Genomic DNA, 15,088 nt, shown 5'->3' with positions numbered 1-15,088 from the left:
CGGCCGCCCGGCCGGACCGCGCCGACCCCCAGGAGCTCGAGTGTCCGCCCCGCCCTCCCCGACCGCCGCCACCCCGATCCGGGTCCCGGCCGGGACGACGGCGCTGCAGGCGCTCAAGGACGCCGGGGTCGCGCTGAAGGGTGCCGAGGCCGCCGTCGTCGTCCGGGACGTGGCCACCGGTGACCTCAAGGACCTGGCCTGGGCCCCGGAGACCGACGCCGAGGTGCAGCCGGTGGTGGCCGCCAGCCCCGAGGGGCGGGCGGTGATCCGGCACTCCGCCGCGCACGTGCTCGCGCAGGCGGTGCAGGACCTCTTCCCGGGCACCCGGCTGGGCATCGGCCCGCCGGTGGAGAACGGCTTCTACTACGACTTCGACCCCGAGCGGCCCTTCACCCCCGAGGACCTGCAGGCGCTGGAGAAGCGGATGCAGGCGATCGTCAAGCAGGGGCAGCACTTCAGCCGCCGGGAGATCGGTGACGACGAGGCCCGGGCCGAGCTGGCGCACGAGCCGTACAAGCTGGAGCTGATCGGCCTCAAGGGGGGCGCCGGCGACGAGGCCGCCGAGGGCGCGGACGTCGAGGTCGGCGGCGCGCAGCTGACCATGTACGACAACCTCGACCCGCGCACCGGCGAGCGGGTCTGGACCGACCTGTGCCGGGGCCCGCACCTGCCGCGCACCAGCAGCATCCCGGCGTTCTCCCTGACCCGCAGCGCCGCCGCCTACTGGCGGGGGAGCGAGCAGAACCCGCAGCTGCAGCGGGTCTACGGCACCGCCTGGGAGAGCAAGGACGCGCACAAGGCGTACCTGGAGCAGCTGGCCGAGGCCGAGCGCCGCGACCACCGGCGCCTGGGCGTCGAGCTCGACCTGTTCAGCTTCCCCGACGAGATCGGCTCCGGGCTCGTGGTCTTCCACCCCAAGGGCGGGGTGGTGAAGCGGGAGATGGAGGACTACGTCCGCCGTCGGCACATCGAGGAGGGGTTCGACTACGTCGGCACCCCGCACATCAGCAAGGGCGGGCTGTTCGAGACCTCCGGCCACCTGCCGTACTACGAGGACACCATGTTCCCGGCGATGGACCTGGAGAACTCGAAGTACTACCTCAAGGCCATGAACTGCCCGATGCACAACCTGATCTTCCGGTCGCGCGGGCGGTCCTACCGGGAGCTCCCGCTGCGCTTCTTCGAGTTCGGCTCGGTGTACCGCTACGAGAAGTCCGGCGTCGTGCACGGCCTGACCCGGGTGCGCGGGCTCACCCAGGACGACTCGCACAGCTACGTCACCCCCGAGCAGGCGCCGGGCGAGATCCGGCACCTGCTGGCCTTCGTGCTGGGGCTGCTGCGCGACTTCGGCCTGGACGACTACTACCTGGAGCTGTCCACCCGCGGGGAGTCCGACAAGTTCATCGGCTCCGACGAGGAGTGGGCCGTCGCCACCGCGGTGCTCGAGGACGCGGCGCGGGAGACCGGGCTGGAGCTGGTGCCCGACCCGGGCGGCGCGGCTTTCTACGGGCCGAAGATCTCGGTGCAGGCCCGGGACGCCATCGGCCGCACCTGGCAGATGTCGACCATCCAGTACGACTTCAACCAGCCCGCCCGGTTCGGCCTGGAGTTCAGCGCCGCCGACGGCACCCGGCAGCAGCCGGTGATGATCCACTCGGCGAAGTTCGGCTCGATCGAGCGGTTCTTCGGTGTGCTCACCGAGCACTACGCGGGCGCGTTCCCCGCCTGGCTGGCGCCGGTCCAGGTGGTCGGCATCCCGATCACCGACGAGCAGGTGCCCTACCTGACCGACGTGGCGCGGCAGCTGCGCGCCCGCGGCATCCGGGTGGAGGTCGACGACTCCGACGACCGGATGCAGAAGAAGATCCGCACCGCCAGCAAGCAGAAGGTGCCGTTCGTCCTCATCGCGGGCGCCACCGACGCGGAGGCGGGAGCGGTCTCCTTCCGCTACCGCGACGGCTCGCAGCGCAACGGGGTGCCGGTCGCCGAGGCCGTCGAGCAGGTGGTGGCCTGGGTCGCCGCCCGGGACAACAGCGACCCGTCGGCGGCCGAGCCTGCCGCCGAGCCGGCGGCTGCGGGATGAGCGACGCGCAGGAGGAGCTGAGGATCCCCGTCGTCAACGACGACGGAGGTCCCTCGGCCGGCTTCGAGCACCTCTGGACGCCGTACCGGATGGCCTACATCCGCGGGGAGAACAAGCCGGTCAGCGACGCGGCCGGCGACTGCCCGTTCGACCGGATCCCCGGCCTCCCCGACGAGGACGGCCTCGTCGTCGCCCGGGGGGAGACCGTCTACGCGGTGCTCAACCTGTACCCGTACAACGCCGGGCACCTGATGGTCGTCCCGTACCGGCACGTGCCCGACTACACCGACCTGACCGACGCCGAGGTCGCCGAGCTGGGCGCCTTCACCCAGACGGCGATGCGGGTGGTCCGGTCGGTCAGCGGCGCCCACGGGTTCAACGTGGGGATGAACCAGGGGGCGATCGCCGGCGCCGGCATCGCCGACCACCTGCACCAGCACGTCGTCCCGCGCTGGGGCGGGGACACCAACTTCATGCCGGTGATCGGGCTCACCCGCGTGCTGCCGCAGGTGCTCACCGAGACCCGCCGGCTGCTCGCCGAGGCCTGGCCCGCGGCCGGTCGTGCCGGAACGGGGGCCTGAGTGCTCGGGGTCAACCTGCGCCCGGCCGTCGCCCGGTTCTGGGCACCGGTGGTGCGCGGGCTGCTGCGGGCCGGGGTCACCGCCGACGCGGTCACCGCCACCGGCACGCTCGGCGCGGTCGCCGCCGCGGTCTTCCTCATCGGCAACGGCTGGCTGTTCTGGGGCGCGGCCACCGTCACCGTCTTCGTCCTGCTCGACATGCTCGACGGGGCGCTGGCCCGCGCCCGCGGCGGCGGGTCGGTGTTCGGCGCGGTGCTGGACTCCACCGGCGACCGCGCCGCCGACGCGGCCATCTTCGCCGGCCTGGCCTGGTGGTTCTCCGGCGCCGGGGACAACCGGCTGCTGGTGCTGCTCGCACTGGTCTGCCTGGTGCTCGGCATCCTCACCTCCTACGTCAAGGCGCGGGCCGAGGGGGTGGGCCTGAGCTGCGACGTCGGCGTCGTCGAGCGCACCGAGCGGCTGATCCTGGTGCTGGTCGGCACCGGCTTCACCGGTCTGGGGATCCCGTACGCGGTGCACGTGGCGCTCTGGGTCCTGCTCGTCGGCAGTGCGGTCACCGTGGCCCAGCGGTTCGCCGAGGTGCACCGCCAGTCCCGCGGTCGGCCCCTGCCGGCGGCTCCCCGCCCGGCGCAGGGCCCGACGTCGGCCGCCGACCCCGCGCCGTGAGCCCCGGTCGCCGACCGGGTGCCCTGCGCCCCGACCGCGTGGCCACCCTGCGCGAACGGCTGACCGACGGCGGGTACGCGGCGGGCTGGCGCGCCGTCCGGCTGCTGCCCGCGCCGGTGGCCTCGGCGGCGTTCGGCGCCGGCGGGTCCTGGGCCGCCGCCCGGAACGGGCGGGGGGTGCGCCAGCTGCGCGCCAACCTGCGGGTCGTCACCGGGCTGGACGGAGCCGAGCTAGACGAACTCACCCGCCGGGCGATGCGCTCGTACGCCCGGTACTGGCAGGAGGCCTTCCGGTTGCCGGCCATGGGCACCACGCAGGTGCTCGCCGGGGCCACCATGGTCGGGCGGGAACACCTGGAGCGGGTGGGCGCCGACGGCCGGGGTGTGGTCGTCGCCCTGCCGCACAGCGGCAACTGGGACGTGGCCGGCGTGTGGCTGATCGACTGGCTGGGCGGCCCCTTCGTCACGGTGGCCGAGCGGCTGCGGCCGGAGTCGCTCTACCGGCGGTTCGTCGACTACCGGGAGGGGCTGGGCATGCGGATCCTGCCGCTCACCGGCGGCGAGCGGCCGGCGTCGGCGGTGCTGCGCGAGTGGCTGTCCGCCGGCGGCACCACCTGCCTGCTGGTCGATCGCGACCTCTCCGGCGACGGCGTGCCGGTCGACTTCTTCGGCCGGCCCACCACCATGCCCGGCGGTCCGGCGCTGCTCGCGGCGCAGACGGGTGCCGCCCTGCTCCCGGCCGTCTGCCAGTTCGACGGCGCCGGCTGGCGCTTCGTGGTCCACCCCGAGGTGCCGGTCGCGGGCCCGGGCCGACTGCGCGACCGGGTGGGCGCCGCCATGCAGCAGGTCGCCACCGCGTTCGCCACCACGATCGCCGAACGGCCCGAGGACTGGCACGTGCTCGGACGAATCTGGCCCGACGTCGGTCCCGACCCGGTCGCCCCCGGGGGTCGCTGATGCGCGTCGGCCTCGTGTGCCCCTACTCGTGGGACGTCCCGGGCGGCGTCCAGTACCACGTGCGCGACCTCGCCGAGACGCTGCGCCGGTTGGGGCACCACGTCGAGGTGCTCACCCCCGCCGAGCACGAGGAGAACCTGCCGGCCGAGCACGTGACCTGGGCCGGACGGGCGGTGCCGGTGCCGTACAACGGCTCGATGGCCAGCGTGTCCTTCGGGCTCGTCTCCGCGGCCCGGGCCCGCCGCTGGCTGCGCGAGGGGCACTTCGACGTCGTCCACGTGCACGAGCCGGCCTCGGTCTCGTTGTCGCTGCTCGTGTGCATCATCGCCCAGGGGCCGATCGTGGCGACGTTCCACGCGGCGACCACGCGGTCCAAGGTGCTGGCGGCGCTCGGGCCGTGGGCCCGGCCCTGGCTGGAGAAGGTCGACGGCCGGATCGCGGTGTCCGACTTCGCCCGCCGCGTCCAGGTCGAGCACCTGGGCGGCGATGCCGTGGTCATCCCCAACGGCGTGCACGTGCCGGCCTTCGCCGAGGGGCCCTCGCTGCCCGGTCACCGGCGAGGGGAGGACGGCCCCACGATCGGCTTCCTGGGGCGCTACGACGAGCCCCGCAAGGGGCTGCCGGTGCTGCTGGCGGCGATGCGGACGGTGGTGGCGACCCATCCCGGCGCCCGGCTGCTGATCGCCGGCCGCGGCGACCCCGACGAGCTCACCGAGCTGGTGGGGGACGACCTCCGCCCGCACGTCACGCTGCTCGGGGAGGTCGACGAGCCGGCCAAGGCGGCGTTCCTCCGGTCGATCGACGTCTACTGCGCGCCGAACCTCATGGGCGAGTCCTTCGGCGTCATCCTGCTCGAGGCCATGGCCGCCGGGGCCCCGGTCGTCGCCAGCGACCTGGACGCCTTCGCCCGGGTGCTCGGCGACGGGGCCGCCGGGGTGCTGGTCCGCCGCGGCGACTCCGCCGCGCTGGCCGCGGCGCTGAGCGGGCTGCTGGCCGACCCGGTGCGCCGCGACGCCCTGGTCGAGGCCGGCCGGCAGGTCGTCGCCGGCTACGACTGGTCGGTCGTCGCCCGCCGGATCCTCGCCGTCTACGAGACGGTCGCACCCCCCGGCGGGGCCGCGGTCACCGCCTCCACCGAGGACGACGCCGCCCTGCTCGGGCACGTCGCCGGCGACCTGGGTGAGCGCGTCGCGCCGCCGTGGCCCTTCCGCCGCCGGGTCCGCCGCTAGCCTGAGGTCCCATGACCACCGCCACCGAGCTCCTGCTCGCCGTCGCCGTGCTGGCGGTGCTCGCGCTGGCCTGGGCGGCCTGGACGCTGACCCGGCTGCGGCGGCTGGCCGGGCGGGTCCGCCGGGCGCGCGAGGTGCTCGACGCCGCGCTGCTGCGGCGGGCGGAGCTGGCCGCGGCGCTGGCCCGCGAGCGGGCCGACGAGCTCGGACCCGAACTGGCCGCCGCGCTGGCCAGGGCGGCGGCCGGGGCACGTGCCCCCACGGCGGGTGACCGCGAGGCCGCGGAGAACCGGCTGGGCGCGCTGCTCCGCCGGGTGCCGCCGGCGCTCCGCCCACCGGAGCTGCAGGACACCGGGATGCGGGTCGGGCTGGCCCGCCGCTTCTACAACGACGCCGTGCGCGACACCCTGGTGCTGCGCCGCGGCCGGCCGGCCCGGGTGATGCGGCTGCACGCCGGCCGGCCGCTGCCGCGGTACTTCGACATCGACGACGGCCTGGACGCGGTGCTCACCGGTCCCCCCGCCGGGGTGGCCTCCGGTGCCGGGCGGGCCTCCGGCTGACCCGCCGTACGCTGGGCCGTCCGCGCGCGACGACCTGGAAGGCCACACCGTGTCCCTGACCGACCCCCAGCACCAGCCCGGCACCGGCACCGACCGGGTCAAGCGCGGCATGGCCGAGCAGCTCAAGGGCGGCGTCATCATGGACGTCGTCACCCCCGACCAGGCGAGGATCGCCGAGGACGCCGGCGCCGTCGCCGTCATGGCGCTCGAGCGGGTGCCCGCCGACATCCGCGCCCAGGGCGGCATCGCGCGGATGAGCGACCCGGACATGGTCCAGGGGATCATCGACGCGGTCTCCATCCCGGTGATGGCCAAGGCGCGGATCGGGCACTTCGTGGAGGCGCAGGTGCTGCAGAGCCTCGGCGTCGACTACATCGACGAGTCCGAGGTGCTCACACCCGCCGACGAGGCGCACCACATCGACAAGCACGCGTTCACCGTGCCGTTCGTGTGCGGCGCCACCGACCTCGGTGAGGCGCTGCGCCGCATCGCCGAGGGCGCGGCGATGATCCGCTCGAAGGGCGAGGCCGGCACCGGCAACGTCGTGGAGGCCACCCGGCACATGCGTGCGCTGCGCGCCGGGATCAAGCGGCTGGGCACGCTGGACGACACCGAGCTGTTCGTCGCGGCCAAGGAGCTGCGCGCCCCCCACGACCTCGTCGTCGAGGTCGCCCGCACCGGGAAGCTGCCGGTCGTCCTGTTCACCGCCGGCGGCATCGCCACCCCCGCCGACGCGGCGATGATGATGCAGCTGGGCGCCGAGGGCGTCTTCGTCGGCTCGGGCATCTTCAAGTCCGGCGACCCGGCGCAGCGCGCGGCAGCGATCGTCCAGGCCACCACGTTCGCCGACGACCCCGACGTCATCGCCAAGGTCTCCCGCGGGCTGGGCGAGCCGATGGTCGGCATCAACGTGAGCACGCTGCCGGAGTCCGAGCGGTACTCCACCCGCGGCTGGTGAGCGCGCCGGTCATCGGTGTGCTCGCCCTGCAGGGCGACGTCCGGGAGCACCTGGTGGCGCTGACCGCCGCCGGCGCCCGGGCGGTGACGGTCCGCCGCCCCGAGGAGCTGGCCGCGGTCGACGGGCTGGTGCTGCCCGGCGGCGAGTCGACCACGATGGCGAACCTCGCCCAGCGGTTCGGGCTGCTCCAGCCGCTGCGGGACGCCGTCCGGGCCGGGCTGCCCGCCTACGGCTCCTGCGCCGGGATGATCCTCCTCGCCGACCGGGTGCTGGACGCCCCGGCGGGCCAGCAGACCATCGGCGGGCTGGACGTCACGGTCCGGCGCAACGCCTTCGGCCGGCAGGTCGACTCCTTCGAGGACGAGGTGCAGATCGCCGGCGTCGACGGGGGCCCCGTGCACGCCGTCTTCATCCGCGCGCCGTGGGTCGAGCAGGCCGCCGACGGCGTCGAGGTCCTCGGCCGGGTCGTGGGCGGCCCGGCCGACGGTAAGATCGTCGCCGTCCGCCAGGGATCCCTGGTGGCCACCAGCTTCCACCCCGAGCTCACCGGTGACATCCGGGTGCACGCGTCCTTCGTGGAACTGGTGCGGGCAGCCCGTGCCCGGGACCAGCGTTCCGACGGCGCCATCGCAGGCGTCGGCAGTGGAGGGGGTAAGTCGTGAGCGGCCATTCCAAGTGGGCGACGACCAAGCACAAGAAGGCCGGGATCGACGCCAAGCGCGGCAAGCTCTTCGCCAAGCTGATCAAGAACATCGAGGTGGCCGCCCGAACCGGCGGCGGTGACCCGGCGGGCAACCCGACGCTGTTCGACGCCATCCAGAAGGCGAAGAAGAGCTCGGTGCCCAACGACAACATCGACCGCGCGGTCAAGCGCGGTTCGGGTGCCGAGGCCGGCGGCGTCGACTACCAGGGCATCACCTACGAGGGCTACGCGGCGGCCGGGGTCGCCGTCCTGATCGAGTGCCTCACCGACAACAAGAACCGGTCGGCGATGGAGGTGCGCACCGCGATGACCCGCAACGGCGGCACCATGGCCGACCCGGGCTCGGTGTCCTACCTGTTCTCCCGCAAGGGCGTGGTCGTGGTGCCGGCCGCCGGCCACACCGAGGACGACGTGCTGCTGGCCGTGCTGGACGCCGGGGCCGAGGAGGTCCGCGACCTGGGCGACACCTTCGAGGTGGTCAGCGAGCCCGGTGACATGGTCGCCGTCCGCACCGCGCTGCAGGAGGCCGGCATCGAGTACGACTCCGCCGACATGGGTTTCGTGCCCAGCGTCCAGGTGGAGCTCGACGTCGAGGGCGCGGCCAAGGTGTTCAAGCTGATCGACGCCCTCGAGGACCTCGACGACGTGCAGAACGTCTACGCGAACTACGCCGTCTCCGACGAGGTCATGGAGCAGGTCACCGCCGACGCTTAGGCCCCTGCGCAGGATCCGGCCGCGAGCTCGCGAGGGGCTGGGGGCGCGGGGGTCCTTCCGCCCGCTGCCCCCCGCCACTCGCAGGCTCGCGGCGGGGCCCTGCAGCGGGGCCGACGGCTGGGTGCGTGTCGTGCCCGGGTCGCGTCCGGTTCCCCGGTTAGCGTTCCCATCGAACAGGTGTTCGTGCGATGGTGGGGGAGTGGGCATGCGCGTGCTCGGCATCGACCCGGGGCTCACCCGCTGCGGGTGGGGCGTGGTCGAGGGGCGGCCCGGTGCACGGCCGGTCTCCCTGGGGGTCGGCGTCGTGCGCACGTCCCCCGACCTGGACCTGGAACTCCGGCTGCTGGAGGTGCACACCGCCGTGACCGCGCTGCTGCGTGAGTACCGGCCCACGGCCGTGGCCATCGAGCGGGTCTTCACCCAGAACAACAAGGGGACGGCGACCGGAACCGCCCAGGCCGCCGGGGTCGCCGCCCTCGCCGCCGCCCAGGCCGACCTCCCCGTCGCCTGGCACACGCCCAGCGAGGTCAAGGCCGCCATCTCCGGCAACGGCCGCGCCGACAAGGAGCAGGTCACCCTCATGGTCACCCGGGTGCTCGGGCTGGCCAGCCCGCCCAAGCCGGCCGACGCCGCCGATGCGCTGGCGCTGGCGATCTGCCACACCTGGCGCGCCCCCGCTCAGCACCGGCTGCGCACCGCGGCGCTCGCCGGGGGCATCGGCGCGCCGCTGCCCGGCGCCCGCACCGTGCCGCGCTGGACGGGGGTGTCGGCCCGATGATCGCCTCGGTCAACGGCCGGGTGGCGGCCGTCTCGCCCGACGGCGCGGTCGTCGAGGTGGGCGGGGTCGGGCTCTCGGTGCAGTGCACCCCGGGCACGATCGCGCGGCTGCAGGTGGGGGAGCAGGCGCGGCTGTCGACCAGCCTCGTCGTCCGGGAGGACTCGCTCACCCTCTACGGCTTCGCCGACGACGACGAGCGCCAGCTGTTCGAGCTGCTGCAGACCGCCAACGGCGTCGGTCCCCGGCTGGCCCAGGCGGTGCTGGCCATCCACCCGCCCCGGGAGGTGCGCCGGGCCGTGTCGATGGGTGACCTCAAGGCGCTGATGCAGGTGCCGGGCATCGGCAAGAAGGGCGCCGAGCGGCTGGTGCTGGAGCTGCGCGACCGCCTGGGCGCGACCACCGTCGACACCCAGCTCGACGGTGGCCCGCTGCCCGCCGGGCTGGCCCCGGTCACGCCGGTCGCGCCGTGGCGCGACCAGCTCACCGCCGCGCTGGTGGGGCTGGGCTGGTCCAGCCGCGAGGCGGAGACGGCGCTGGCCGCGCTGGAGCCGGTCGCCGAGGAGCAGCAGGCCGCCGGCGGGGTGCAGGTGGCGGTGCTGCTGCGGCAGGCGCTGCAGCTCCTGGGCCGCTCGTGACCTCGCCGTTCGACCGGTCGCTGACCGGGGAGGCCGCCGAGGGGTACGGCCGGGACTTCTCGGTGGAAGCGTCCGCTGGTGACGAGGAACGCGTCGTCGAGTCGGCGCTGCGTCCGCACTCGCTGGCCGACTTCATCGGCCAGCCGAAGGTGGCCCGCCAGCTCGACCTGGTGCTGGAGGGCGCCAAGCGCCGCGGCCGCCCGCCGGACCACGTGCTGCTGTCCGGCCCGCCCGGACTGGGCAAGACCAGTCTCGCGCTCATCATCGGCTCAGAACTCGGCACGGCGGTGAAGATCACCAGCGGCCCGGCGATCGAGCGGTCGGGTGACCTGGCCGCGATGCTGTCCAACCTCGGCTCCGGTGACGTGCTGTTCATCGACGAGATCCACCGCATCGCCCGCCCGGCCGAGGAACTGCTGTACATGGCGATGGAGGACTTCCGGGTCGACGTCGTCGTCGGCAAGGGGCCCGGCGCGACCGCCATCCCGCTGGAGATCAACCCGTTCACCCTGGTGGGCGCCACCACCCGCGCCGGCCTGCTCACCGGCCCGCTGCGCGACCGGTTCGGCTTCGTCGGGCAGATGGAGTTCTACGAGACGGCCGACCTGCAGCGGGTCCTCGCCCGCAGCGCCGACCTGCTCGGGGTCGAGCTCACCGACGACGGCTCAGCGGAGATCGCCGGGCGCTCGCGGGGCACGCCGCGGATCGCCAACCGGCTGCTGCGCCGGGTCCGGGACTTCGCCGAGGTGCGCGCCGACGGCCGGATCACCCGCGACGTCGCCCGGTCGGCACTGGCCCTCTACGACGTCGACGAGCTCGGCCTGGACCGGCTGGACCGGGCGGTACTCGATGCGCTGGTGACCAAGTTCGGCGGCGGCCCCGTCGGGGTGGCCACCCTGGCGGTCGCCGTGGGGGAGGAGCCGCACACCGTCGAGGAGGTCTGCGAGCCCTTCCTGGTGCGTGCCGGACTGCTGGCCCGCACGCCCCGCGGACGGGTGGCCACCGAGGCGGCCTTCTCCCACCTGGGGCACCCGCTGCCGCGTGGGGGCCTTGCGCTGCACGGGGGTGCTGCGCCCGCTGGGGGCACAGGTGACCCGCCGCTGGACGGGGCGTCGTCACAGACCCTCTTCGACGCCTAGACTCCTCGGCGCTGGCGCGCAACCCGGACCAGCCGGGCGACGCGCCTCGCCCCGGGGCCACTCCGCGCGGGTGGGAGTGCGCCGGCGCCGATGTACCCGAGCGGCCCTCTCGGGCCGCACCGACCGCGCGACCTGCCGCGGTAGAGAGGCTCACCAGTCGTGGAACAGCTCTTCCCGTTCGTCCTGCTCGCCCTCGCGTTCGTCCTGCTGATCGTGCTGCCGGCCCGGCAGCGCAAGAAGATGCAGGCCAACGCGCAGGCCCTGCAGGAGTCGCTGACGGTCGGCACGCCGGTCATGCTGACCAGCGGCATCCACGGCACGGTCGCCGGCCTCGGTGAGGGGACCATCGACCTCGAGGTCGCCCCCGGCGTCGTCGTCACCGTCGCGCGCCCCGCGGTGATGGAGGTCCGCACGCCGGCCGCTCCGGCCGACGGTGCCCCGAACAGCTCCGGCGGGACGGTCGACGGCGACGGCGACCCCACCGACCGCACCCGCTGACCCCGGCCCATGGCTGCCCGCCAGCTCCCTGCGCGCCGCTACTTCGCGGCCTTCCTGCTGATCGTCGCGGGGCTGTACGCGCTGGTCTTCCTCACCGGTGACCAGCGCACGCCCCAGCTCGGCCTGGACCTCCAGGGCGGCACCACCGTCACCCTCACCGCGCGCACGCCCGGCGGCGAGGCCCCGGCCCGCGAGGACCTCGAGCTCGCCCGGCGCATCATCGAGCAGCGCGTCAACGGCCTGGGCGTCGCCGAGGCCGAGGTGGTGACCGAGGGCGACAGCAACATCGTCATCTCGGTGCCCGGTGACGACGGCGAGCGCGCCCGTGAACTGGGCACGACCGCGCAGCTGCGCTTCCGCCCGGTGCTGCAGGCCGAGCCGGTCATGCCGCCCGCCGAGGACGCCGCGCCGACGGAGGAACCGGCCGAGGAGCCGGCTCCCGAGGAGGGCGCCGCGCCGGTCACGCAGGAGGAGGCGGCCGCGGAGTTCGCCACCCTCACCTGCGACGAGCAGACCACCGACGTCAACCGGCCCGAGGACCACGTCGCCGCATGCGGCGAGGACGGCCAGGTCAAGTACCTGCTGGGCCCGTCGGTCCTCGAGGGCACCGACGTCACCGACGCCACGGCCGGCACCCGCGCGGGCACCGGGGAGTGGATCGTCGACCTGTCGCTGAACAACTCCGGCGCCGACGCGTGGGCCAGCTACACGACCGCCAACGTGGGCAACAGCGTCGCGATCACCCTGGACGGCCGGGTCGTCTCCGCGCCGACGATCAACAGCGCGATCGTCGGCGGCAGCACCGAGATCTCCGGCAACTTCACCCAGGCCGAGGCGACCGAGCTCGCCAACCAGCTGAAGTACGGCGCGCTGCCGCTGACCTTCGAGCAGGCGACCGCGCAGTCGATCTCCACCGAGCTGGGGGAGGAGCAGCTGCGCGCCGGCCTCATCGCCGGCGGCATCGGCGTCGCCCTGGTGTTCGTGTACGCGCTGCTCTACTACCGCCTGCTCGGGCTGGTAATGATCGCCAGCCTGGTGCTGTCGGCGGTCGTCGTCTACGGCTGCCTGGTGCTGCTCAGCCGCGAACTGGGCCTGGCGCTCAGCCTGGCCGGCATCGCCGGGTTCATCGTCTCGATCGGCATCACCGCCGACTCGTTCGTCGTGTACTTCGAGCGCCTCAAGGACGAGGTGCGCGAGGGGCGTTCCCTGCGCAGCGCCGTGCCCCGCGCCTGGGTGCGCGCCCGCCGCACCATCCTGTCCGCCGACGCGGTCAGCTTCCTGGCCGCGGCGATCCTCTACTGGCTGGCCATCGGTGACGTGAAGGGCTTCGCCTTCACCCTGGGCCTGTCGACCGTCCTCGACCTCGTCGTGGTCTTCCTCTTCACCCACCCGCTGATGGCGGTGCTGAGCCGGGTCAGGTCCTTCGGCTCCAACCGCTTCTCCGGTCTGGGCCAGGTCGACCGCGGACGCCGGACCGCGCCGGCGATGGCGCGCGAACCCGAGCTGGTCGGCGCCGGCAGCAGCACGAACGGGAGCACGCGATGACCACCCCACGGGACGACGCCGACCAGGCACCGGTGCCCGTCGGCTCCGCCGCCGACGAGTCCGTCGACGAGTCCGCGGTGGCCACCGAGGCGACCGAGGAGAGCGTCGGGGACCGGGCGCTCGCCGACGCCGGCCTGCCCGCGGAGGGCGGCGCCGCGGCCCGCCCGCACCGGGCGTCGCTGGCCCACCGGCTCTACAACGGCGAGGCCGGTCTGGCCGTCGTCGCCAAGCGCCGGTTCTGGTTCCGGGTCACCGCCGTCGTCGTGCTCCTGTGCGCGCTGGCCATGCTGGTCCGCGGCTTCAACTTCAGCATCGAGTTCGCCGGGGGCAGCAGCCTGCGGGTGCCGGCCACCAGCGAGCAGCTCGCGGACGTCCGCGAGGCCGCCGAGGGAGCCGGGGCCGAGGTGGCCAGCGCCCAGGTGGTGGGCGGTGACTCCGTCCTGCTCCGCACTAGCGAGCTGGACAACGACACCGAGCGCGCCGTCGTCGACGCCGTCGCCGAGGCTGCCGGCGTCGAACCGGCCGCGGTCAGCCCGCAGTCGGTGAGCGCCGACTGGGGCAGCGACGTCACCAACCAGGCGCTCATCGCGCTCGCGGTGTTCCTGGTCGCCGTCGTCGCCTTCCTCGCGGTGCGGTTCCAGCCCAAGATGGCCGTCGCGGCGATCGTCGCGCTGCTGCACGACATCCTCGTCACCGCGGGCGTCTACGCGTTGGTCGGCTTCGAGGTCTCGCCGTCCACGGTGATCGGTCTGCTCACCATCCTCGGGTTCTCCCTCTACGACACCGTCGTCGTCTTCGACAAGGTCGACGAGAACGTCAAGGACCTGAGCAAGAGCAGCCGGTCGACCTTCACCGAGGCCTCGGACCTGGCGGTCAACCAGACGCTGATGCGCTCGATCAACACCTCGGTCATCGCGCTGCTGCCGGTCGCCGGGCTGCTCTTCGTCGGCGCCGGGCTGCTCGGTGCCGGCACCCTCAAGGACCTCGCGCTGGTGCTGTTCGTCGGCCTGGCGGCCGGTACCTACAGCTCGATCTTCCTGGCCACCCCGGTGCTCGCCGAGCTCAAGGAACGGGAGCCCGAGCAGCAGGCGCTGCGCAAGCGGGTGCTCGCCCGCCGGGCGGCCGAGGCGCGCAGCGCTGGCCAGCCGGCCGGGCCGGTCGCCAGCGCCCGCCGTGGCGGGGCGACCCGGCGGTCGTCGGTGGCCGTCGCGGAGCGGCCGGGGACCGAGCGGCCGGGGACCGAGCGGTTGGGGACGGGGCGCACGGAGACCCTGCCGGGCCGGCCGGTGGCCGACGTGCAGGTGGAGTCGCCGTCCTCGGTGCAGGCCGCCCCGCGGCAGCCGGGTACCGGCCGCGGTGGCGCGACGGCCCCGCGTCCGGGGCAGCGCCCGGCGGGCAAGAAGCGCCGGTGACCGCCGGACCTGCCCAGACGCCCGCCGGGACGCAGCTGCCGATCGACGAGCTGGTCGCGTCGGTCGCGGTCACCATCCCGGACTTCCCCGAGCCCGGGGTGCTGTTCCGCGACCTGACGCCGGTGTTCGCCGATGCGGAGGCCTTCCGCAGGGTCGTCGACGCGCTGGCCGAGCCGGCCGGGGTGGACCCGCGGGCGGCGGCGCTCGGCGGCGACGGCTCCGAAGGGGCCCCGGACCCGGGCTTCGACGTCGTCGCCGGAGTCGAGGCGCGCGGCTTCCTGCTGGCCGCCGCCGTCGCGGTGCGCACCGGTACCGGGGTGGTCCCGATCCGCAAAGCCGGGAAGCTGCCGCGCGAGCGGGTGTCGGCCGACTACGCCCTGGAGTACGGCACCGCGACCCTCGAGTTGCACACCGACTCGATCCGCCCCGGCCAGCGTGTGCTGCTGGTGGACGACGTGCTGGCCACCGGCGGCACGCTGGGGGCGGCCGTCAGCCTGCTGGAGCAGCTGGGGGGTGTGGTCACCGCGGTCTCGGTGGTGATCGAGCTGGGGGTCCTGGGCGGGCGCCAGCGCATCGCGCCGCACCCGGTGCACTCGCTCTGGACGACCTGAGCCGTCGGCGGCGGATGACA

The 15,088-nt window shown here is 74.4% G+C and carries 16 protein-coding genes; all 16 read left to right on the top strand.

Annotated features, from left to right (window positions below; genetic code table 11):
* Positions 1-40 precede the first annotated feature (40 nt).
* The 16 genes from thrS to ACI783_RS14245 all read left to right on the top strand — a co-directional run bounded on the left by thrS (position 41) and on the right by ACI783_RS14245 (position 15,068).
* A complete protein-coding gene (thrS, locus tag ACI783_RS14320; RefSeq protein WP_457141064.1) occupies positions 41-2,083 on the top strand; it encodes a threonine--tRNA ligase in 2,043 nt (680 codons plus the stop codon).
* Positions 2,080-2,664, top strand: a complete 585-nt coding sequence (locus tag ACI783_RS14315) for an HIT family protein (protein ID WP_457141063.1) — start codon at positions 2,080-2,082, stop codon at positions 2,662-2,664. The genes thrS and ACI783_RS14315 overlap by 4 nt, the downstream gene beginning before the upstream one ends.
* Complete coding sequence (gene pgsA / locus ACI783_RS14310) at positions 2,665-3,330, top strand: phosphatidylinositol phosphate synthase (protein ID WP_457141062.1); 666 nt, start codon at positions 2,665-2,667, stop codon at positions 3,328-3,330.
* A 38-nt stretch (positions 3,331-3,368) separates the two neighbouring features.
* Positions 3,369-4,286, top strand: a complete 918-nt coding sequence (locus ACI783_RS14305; protein ID WP_457141061.1) for a phosphatidylinositol mannoside acyltransferase — start codon at positions 3,369-3,371, stop codon at positions 4,284-4,286.
* Entirely contained in the window at positions 4,286-5,515 is a 1,230-nt protein-coding gene (locus ACI783_RS14300) for a glycosyltransferase family 4 protein (RefSeq protein WP_457141060.1), read from the top strand. The genes ACI783_RS14305 and ACI783_RS14300 overlap by 1 nt, the downstream gene beginning before the upstream one ends.
* A gap of 11 nt (positions 5,516-5,526) precedes the next feature.
* The gene (locus ACI783_RS14295) at positions 5,527-6,075 is read left to right on the top strand and encodes a hypothetical protein (protein ID WP_457141059.1); all 549 of its coding nucleotides are present in this window, start codon (positions 5,527-5,529) and stop codon (positions 6,073-6,075) included.
* Positions 6,076-6,124: 49 nt separating this feature from the next.
* Complete coding sequence (pdxS, locus tag ACI783_RS14290; RefSeq protein WP_457141058.1) at positions 6,125-7,033, top strand: pyridoxal 5'-phosphate synthase lyase subunit PdxS; 909 nt, start codon at positions 6,125-6,127, stop codon at positions 7,031-7,033.
* Positions 7,030-7,695, top strand: coding sequence for a pyridoxal 5'-phosphate synthase glutaminase subunit PdxT (gene pdxT, locus ACI783_RS14285; RefSeq protein WP_457141057.1), 666 nt, complete (start codon positions 7,030-7,032; stop codon positions 7,693-7,695). The genes pdxS and pdxT overlap by 4 nt, the downstream gene beginning before the upstream one ends.
* Positions 7,692-8,450, top strand: a complete 759-nt coding sequence (locus tag ACI783_RS14280) for a YebC/PmpR family DNA-binding transcriptional regulator (RefSeq protein WP_457141056.1) — start codon at positions 7,692-7,694, stop codon at positions 8,448-8,450. Before pdxT ends, ACI783_RS14280 begins: the two co-directional genes overlap by 4 nt.
* Positions 8,451-8,655: 205 nt before the next feature.
* A complete protein-coding gene (gene ruvC / locus ACI783_RS14275) occupies positions 8,656-9,228 on the top strand; it encodes a crossover junction endodeoxyribonuclease RuvC (RefSeq protein ID WP_457141055.1) in 573 nt (190 codons plus the stop codon).
* Positions 9,225-9,863 (top strand): Holliday junction branch migration protein RuvA, encoded by a 639-nt coding sequence (gene ruvA / locus ACI783_RS14270; RefSeq protein ID WP_457141054.1) that lies wholly within the window; start codon positions 9,225-9,227, stop codon positions 9,861-9,863. Before ruvC ends, ruvA begins: the two co-directional genes overlap by 4 nt.
* On the top strand, positions 9,860-11,002 hold the full coding sequence (ruvB, locus tag ACI783_RS14265) for a Holliday junction branch migration DNA helicase RuvB (RefSeq protein WP_457141053.1): 1,143 nt from the start codon (positions 9,860-9,862) through the stop codon (positions 11,000-11,002). Before ruvA ends, ruvB begins: the two co-directional genes overlap by 4 nt.
* 159 nt (positions 11,003-11,161) lie before the next feature.
* Entirely contained in the window at positions 11,162-11,500 is a 339-nt protein-coding gene (gene yajC / locus ACI783_RS14260; RefSeq protein ID WP_457141052.1) for a preprotein translocase subunit YajC, read from the top strand.
* A 9-nt stretch (positions 11,501-11,509) separates the two neighbouring features.
* Positions 11,510-13,045 carry a protein translocase subunit SecD gene (gene secD / locus ACI783_RS14255; RefSeq protein ID WP_457141051.1) on the top strand — a complete coding sequence of 512 codons (1,536 nt, stop codon included), beginning with the start codon at positions 11,510-11,512 and terminating at the stop codon, positions 13,043-13,045.
* On the top strand, positions 13,042-14,457 hold the full coding sequence (gene secF / locus ACI783_RS14250) for a protein translocase subunit SecF (protein WP_457141050.1): 1,416 nt from the start codon (positions 13,042-13,044) through the stop codon (positions 14,455-14,457). Before secD ends, secF begins: the two co-directional genes overlap by 4 nt.
* Positions 14,454-15,068, top strand: a complete 615-nt coding sequence (locus ACI783_RS14245) for an adenine phosphoribosyltransferase (RefSeq protein ID WP_457141049.1) — start codon at positions 14,454-14,456, stop codon at positions 15,066-15,068. Before secF ends, ACI783_RS14245 begins: the two co-directional genes overlap by 4 nt.
* Positions 15,069-15,088: the final 20 nt, after the last annotated feature.

It is taken from the genome of Modestobacter sp. SYSU DS0511 (assembly GCF_054050755.1).
Note: the sequence above shows the minus strand (reverse complement) of the source record. Positions and strands in the feature narration are given on the sequence as shown.

Coding starts and splice junctions, on each gene's coding strand:
- ACI783_RS14315 (WP_457141063.1), top strand. CDS start 2,080: ATGAGCGACGCGCAGGAGGAGCTGAGGATCCCCGTCGTCAACGACGAC.
- ACI783_RS14300 (WP_457141060.1), top strand. CDS start 4,286: ATGCGCGTCGGCCTCGTGTGCCCCTACTCGTGGGACGTCCCGGGCGGC.
- ACI783_RS14295 (WP_457141059.1), top strand. CDS start 5,527: ATGACCACCGCCACCGAGCTCCTGCTCGCCGTCGCCGTGCTGGCGGTG.
- ruvC (WP_457141055.1), top strand. CDS start 8,656: ATGCGCGTGCTCGGCATCGACCCGGGGCTCACCCGCTGCGGGTGGGGC.
- ruvA (WP_457141054.1), top strand. CDS start 9,225: ATGATCGCCTCGGTCAACGGCCGGGTGGCGGCCGTCTCGCCCGACGGC.
- secD (WP_457141051.1), top strand. CDS start 11,510: ATGGCTGCCCGCCAGCTCCCTGCGCGCCGCTACTTCGCGGCCTTCCTG.
- secF (WP_457141050.1), top strand. CDS start 13,042: ATGACCACCCCACGGGACGACGCCGACCAGGCACCGGTGCCCGTCGGC.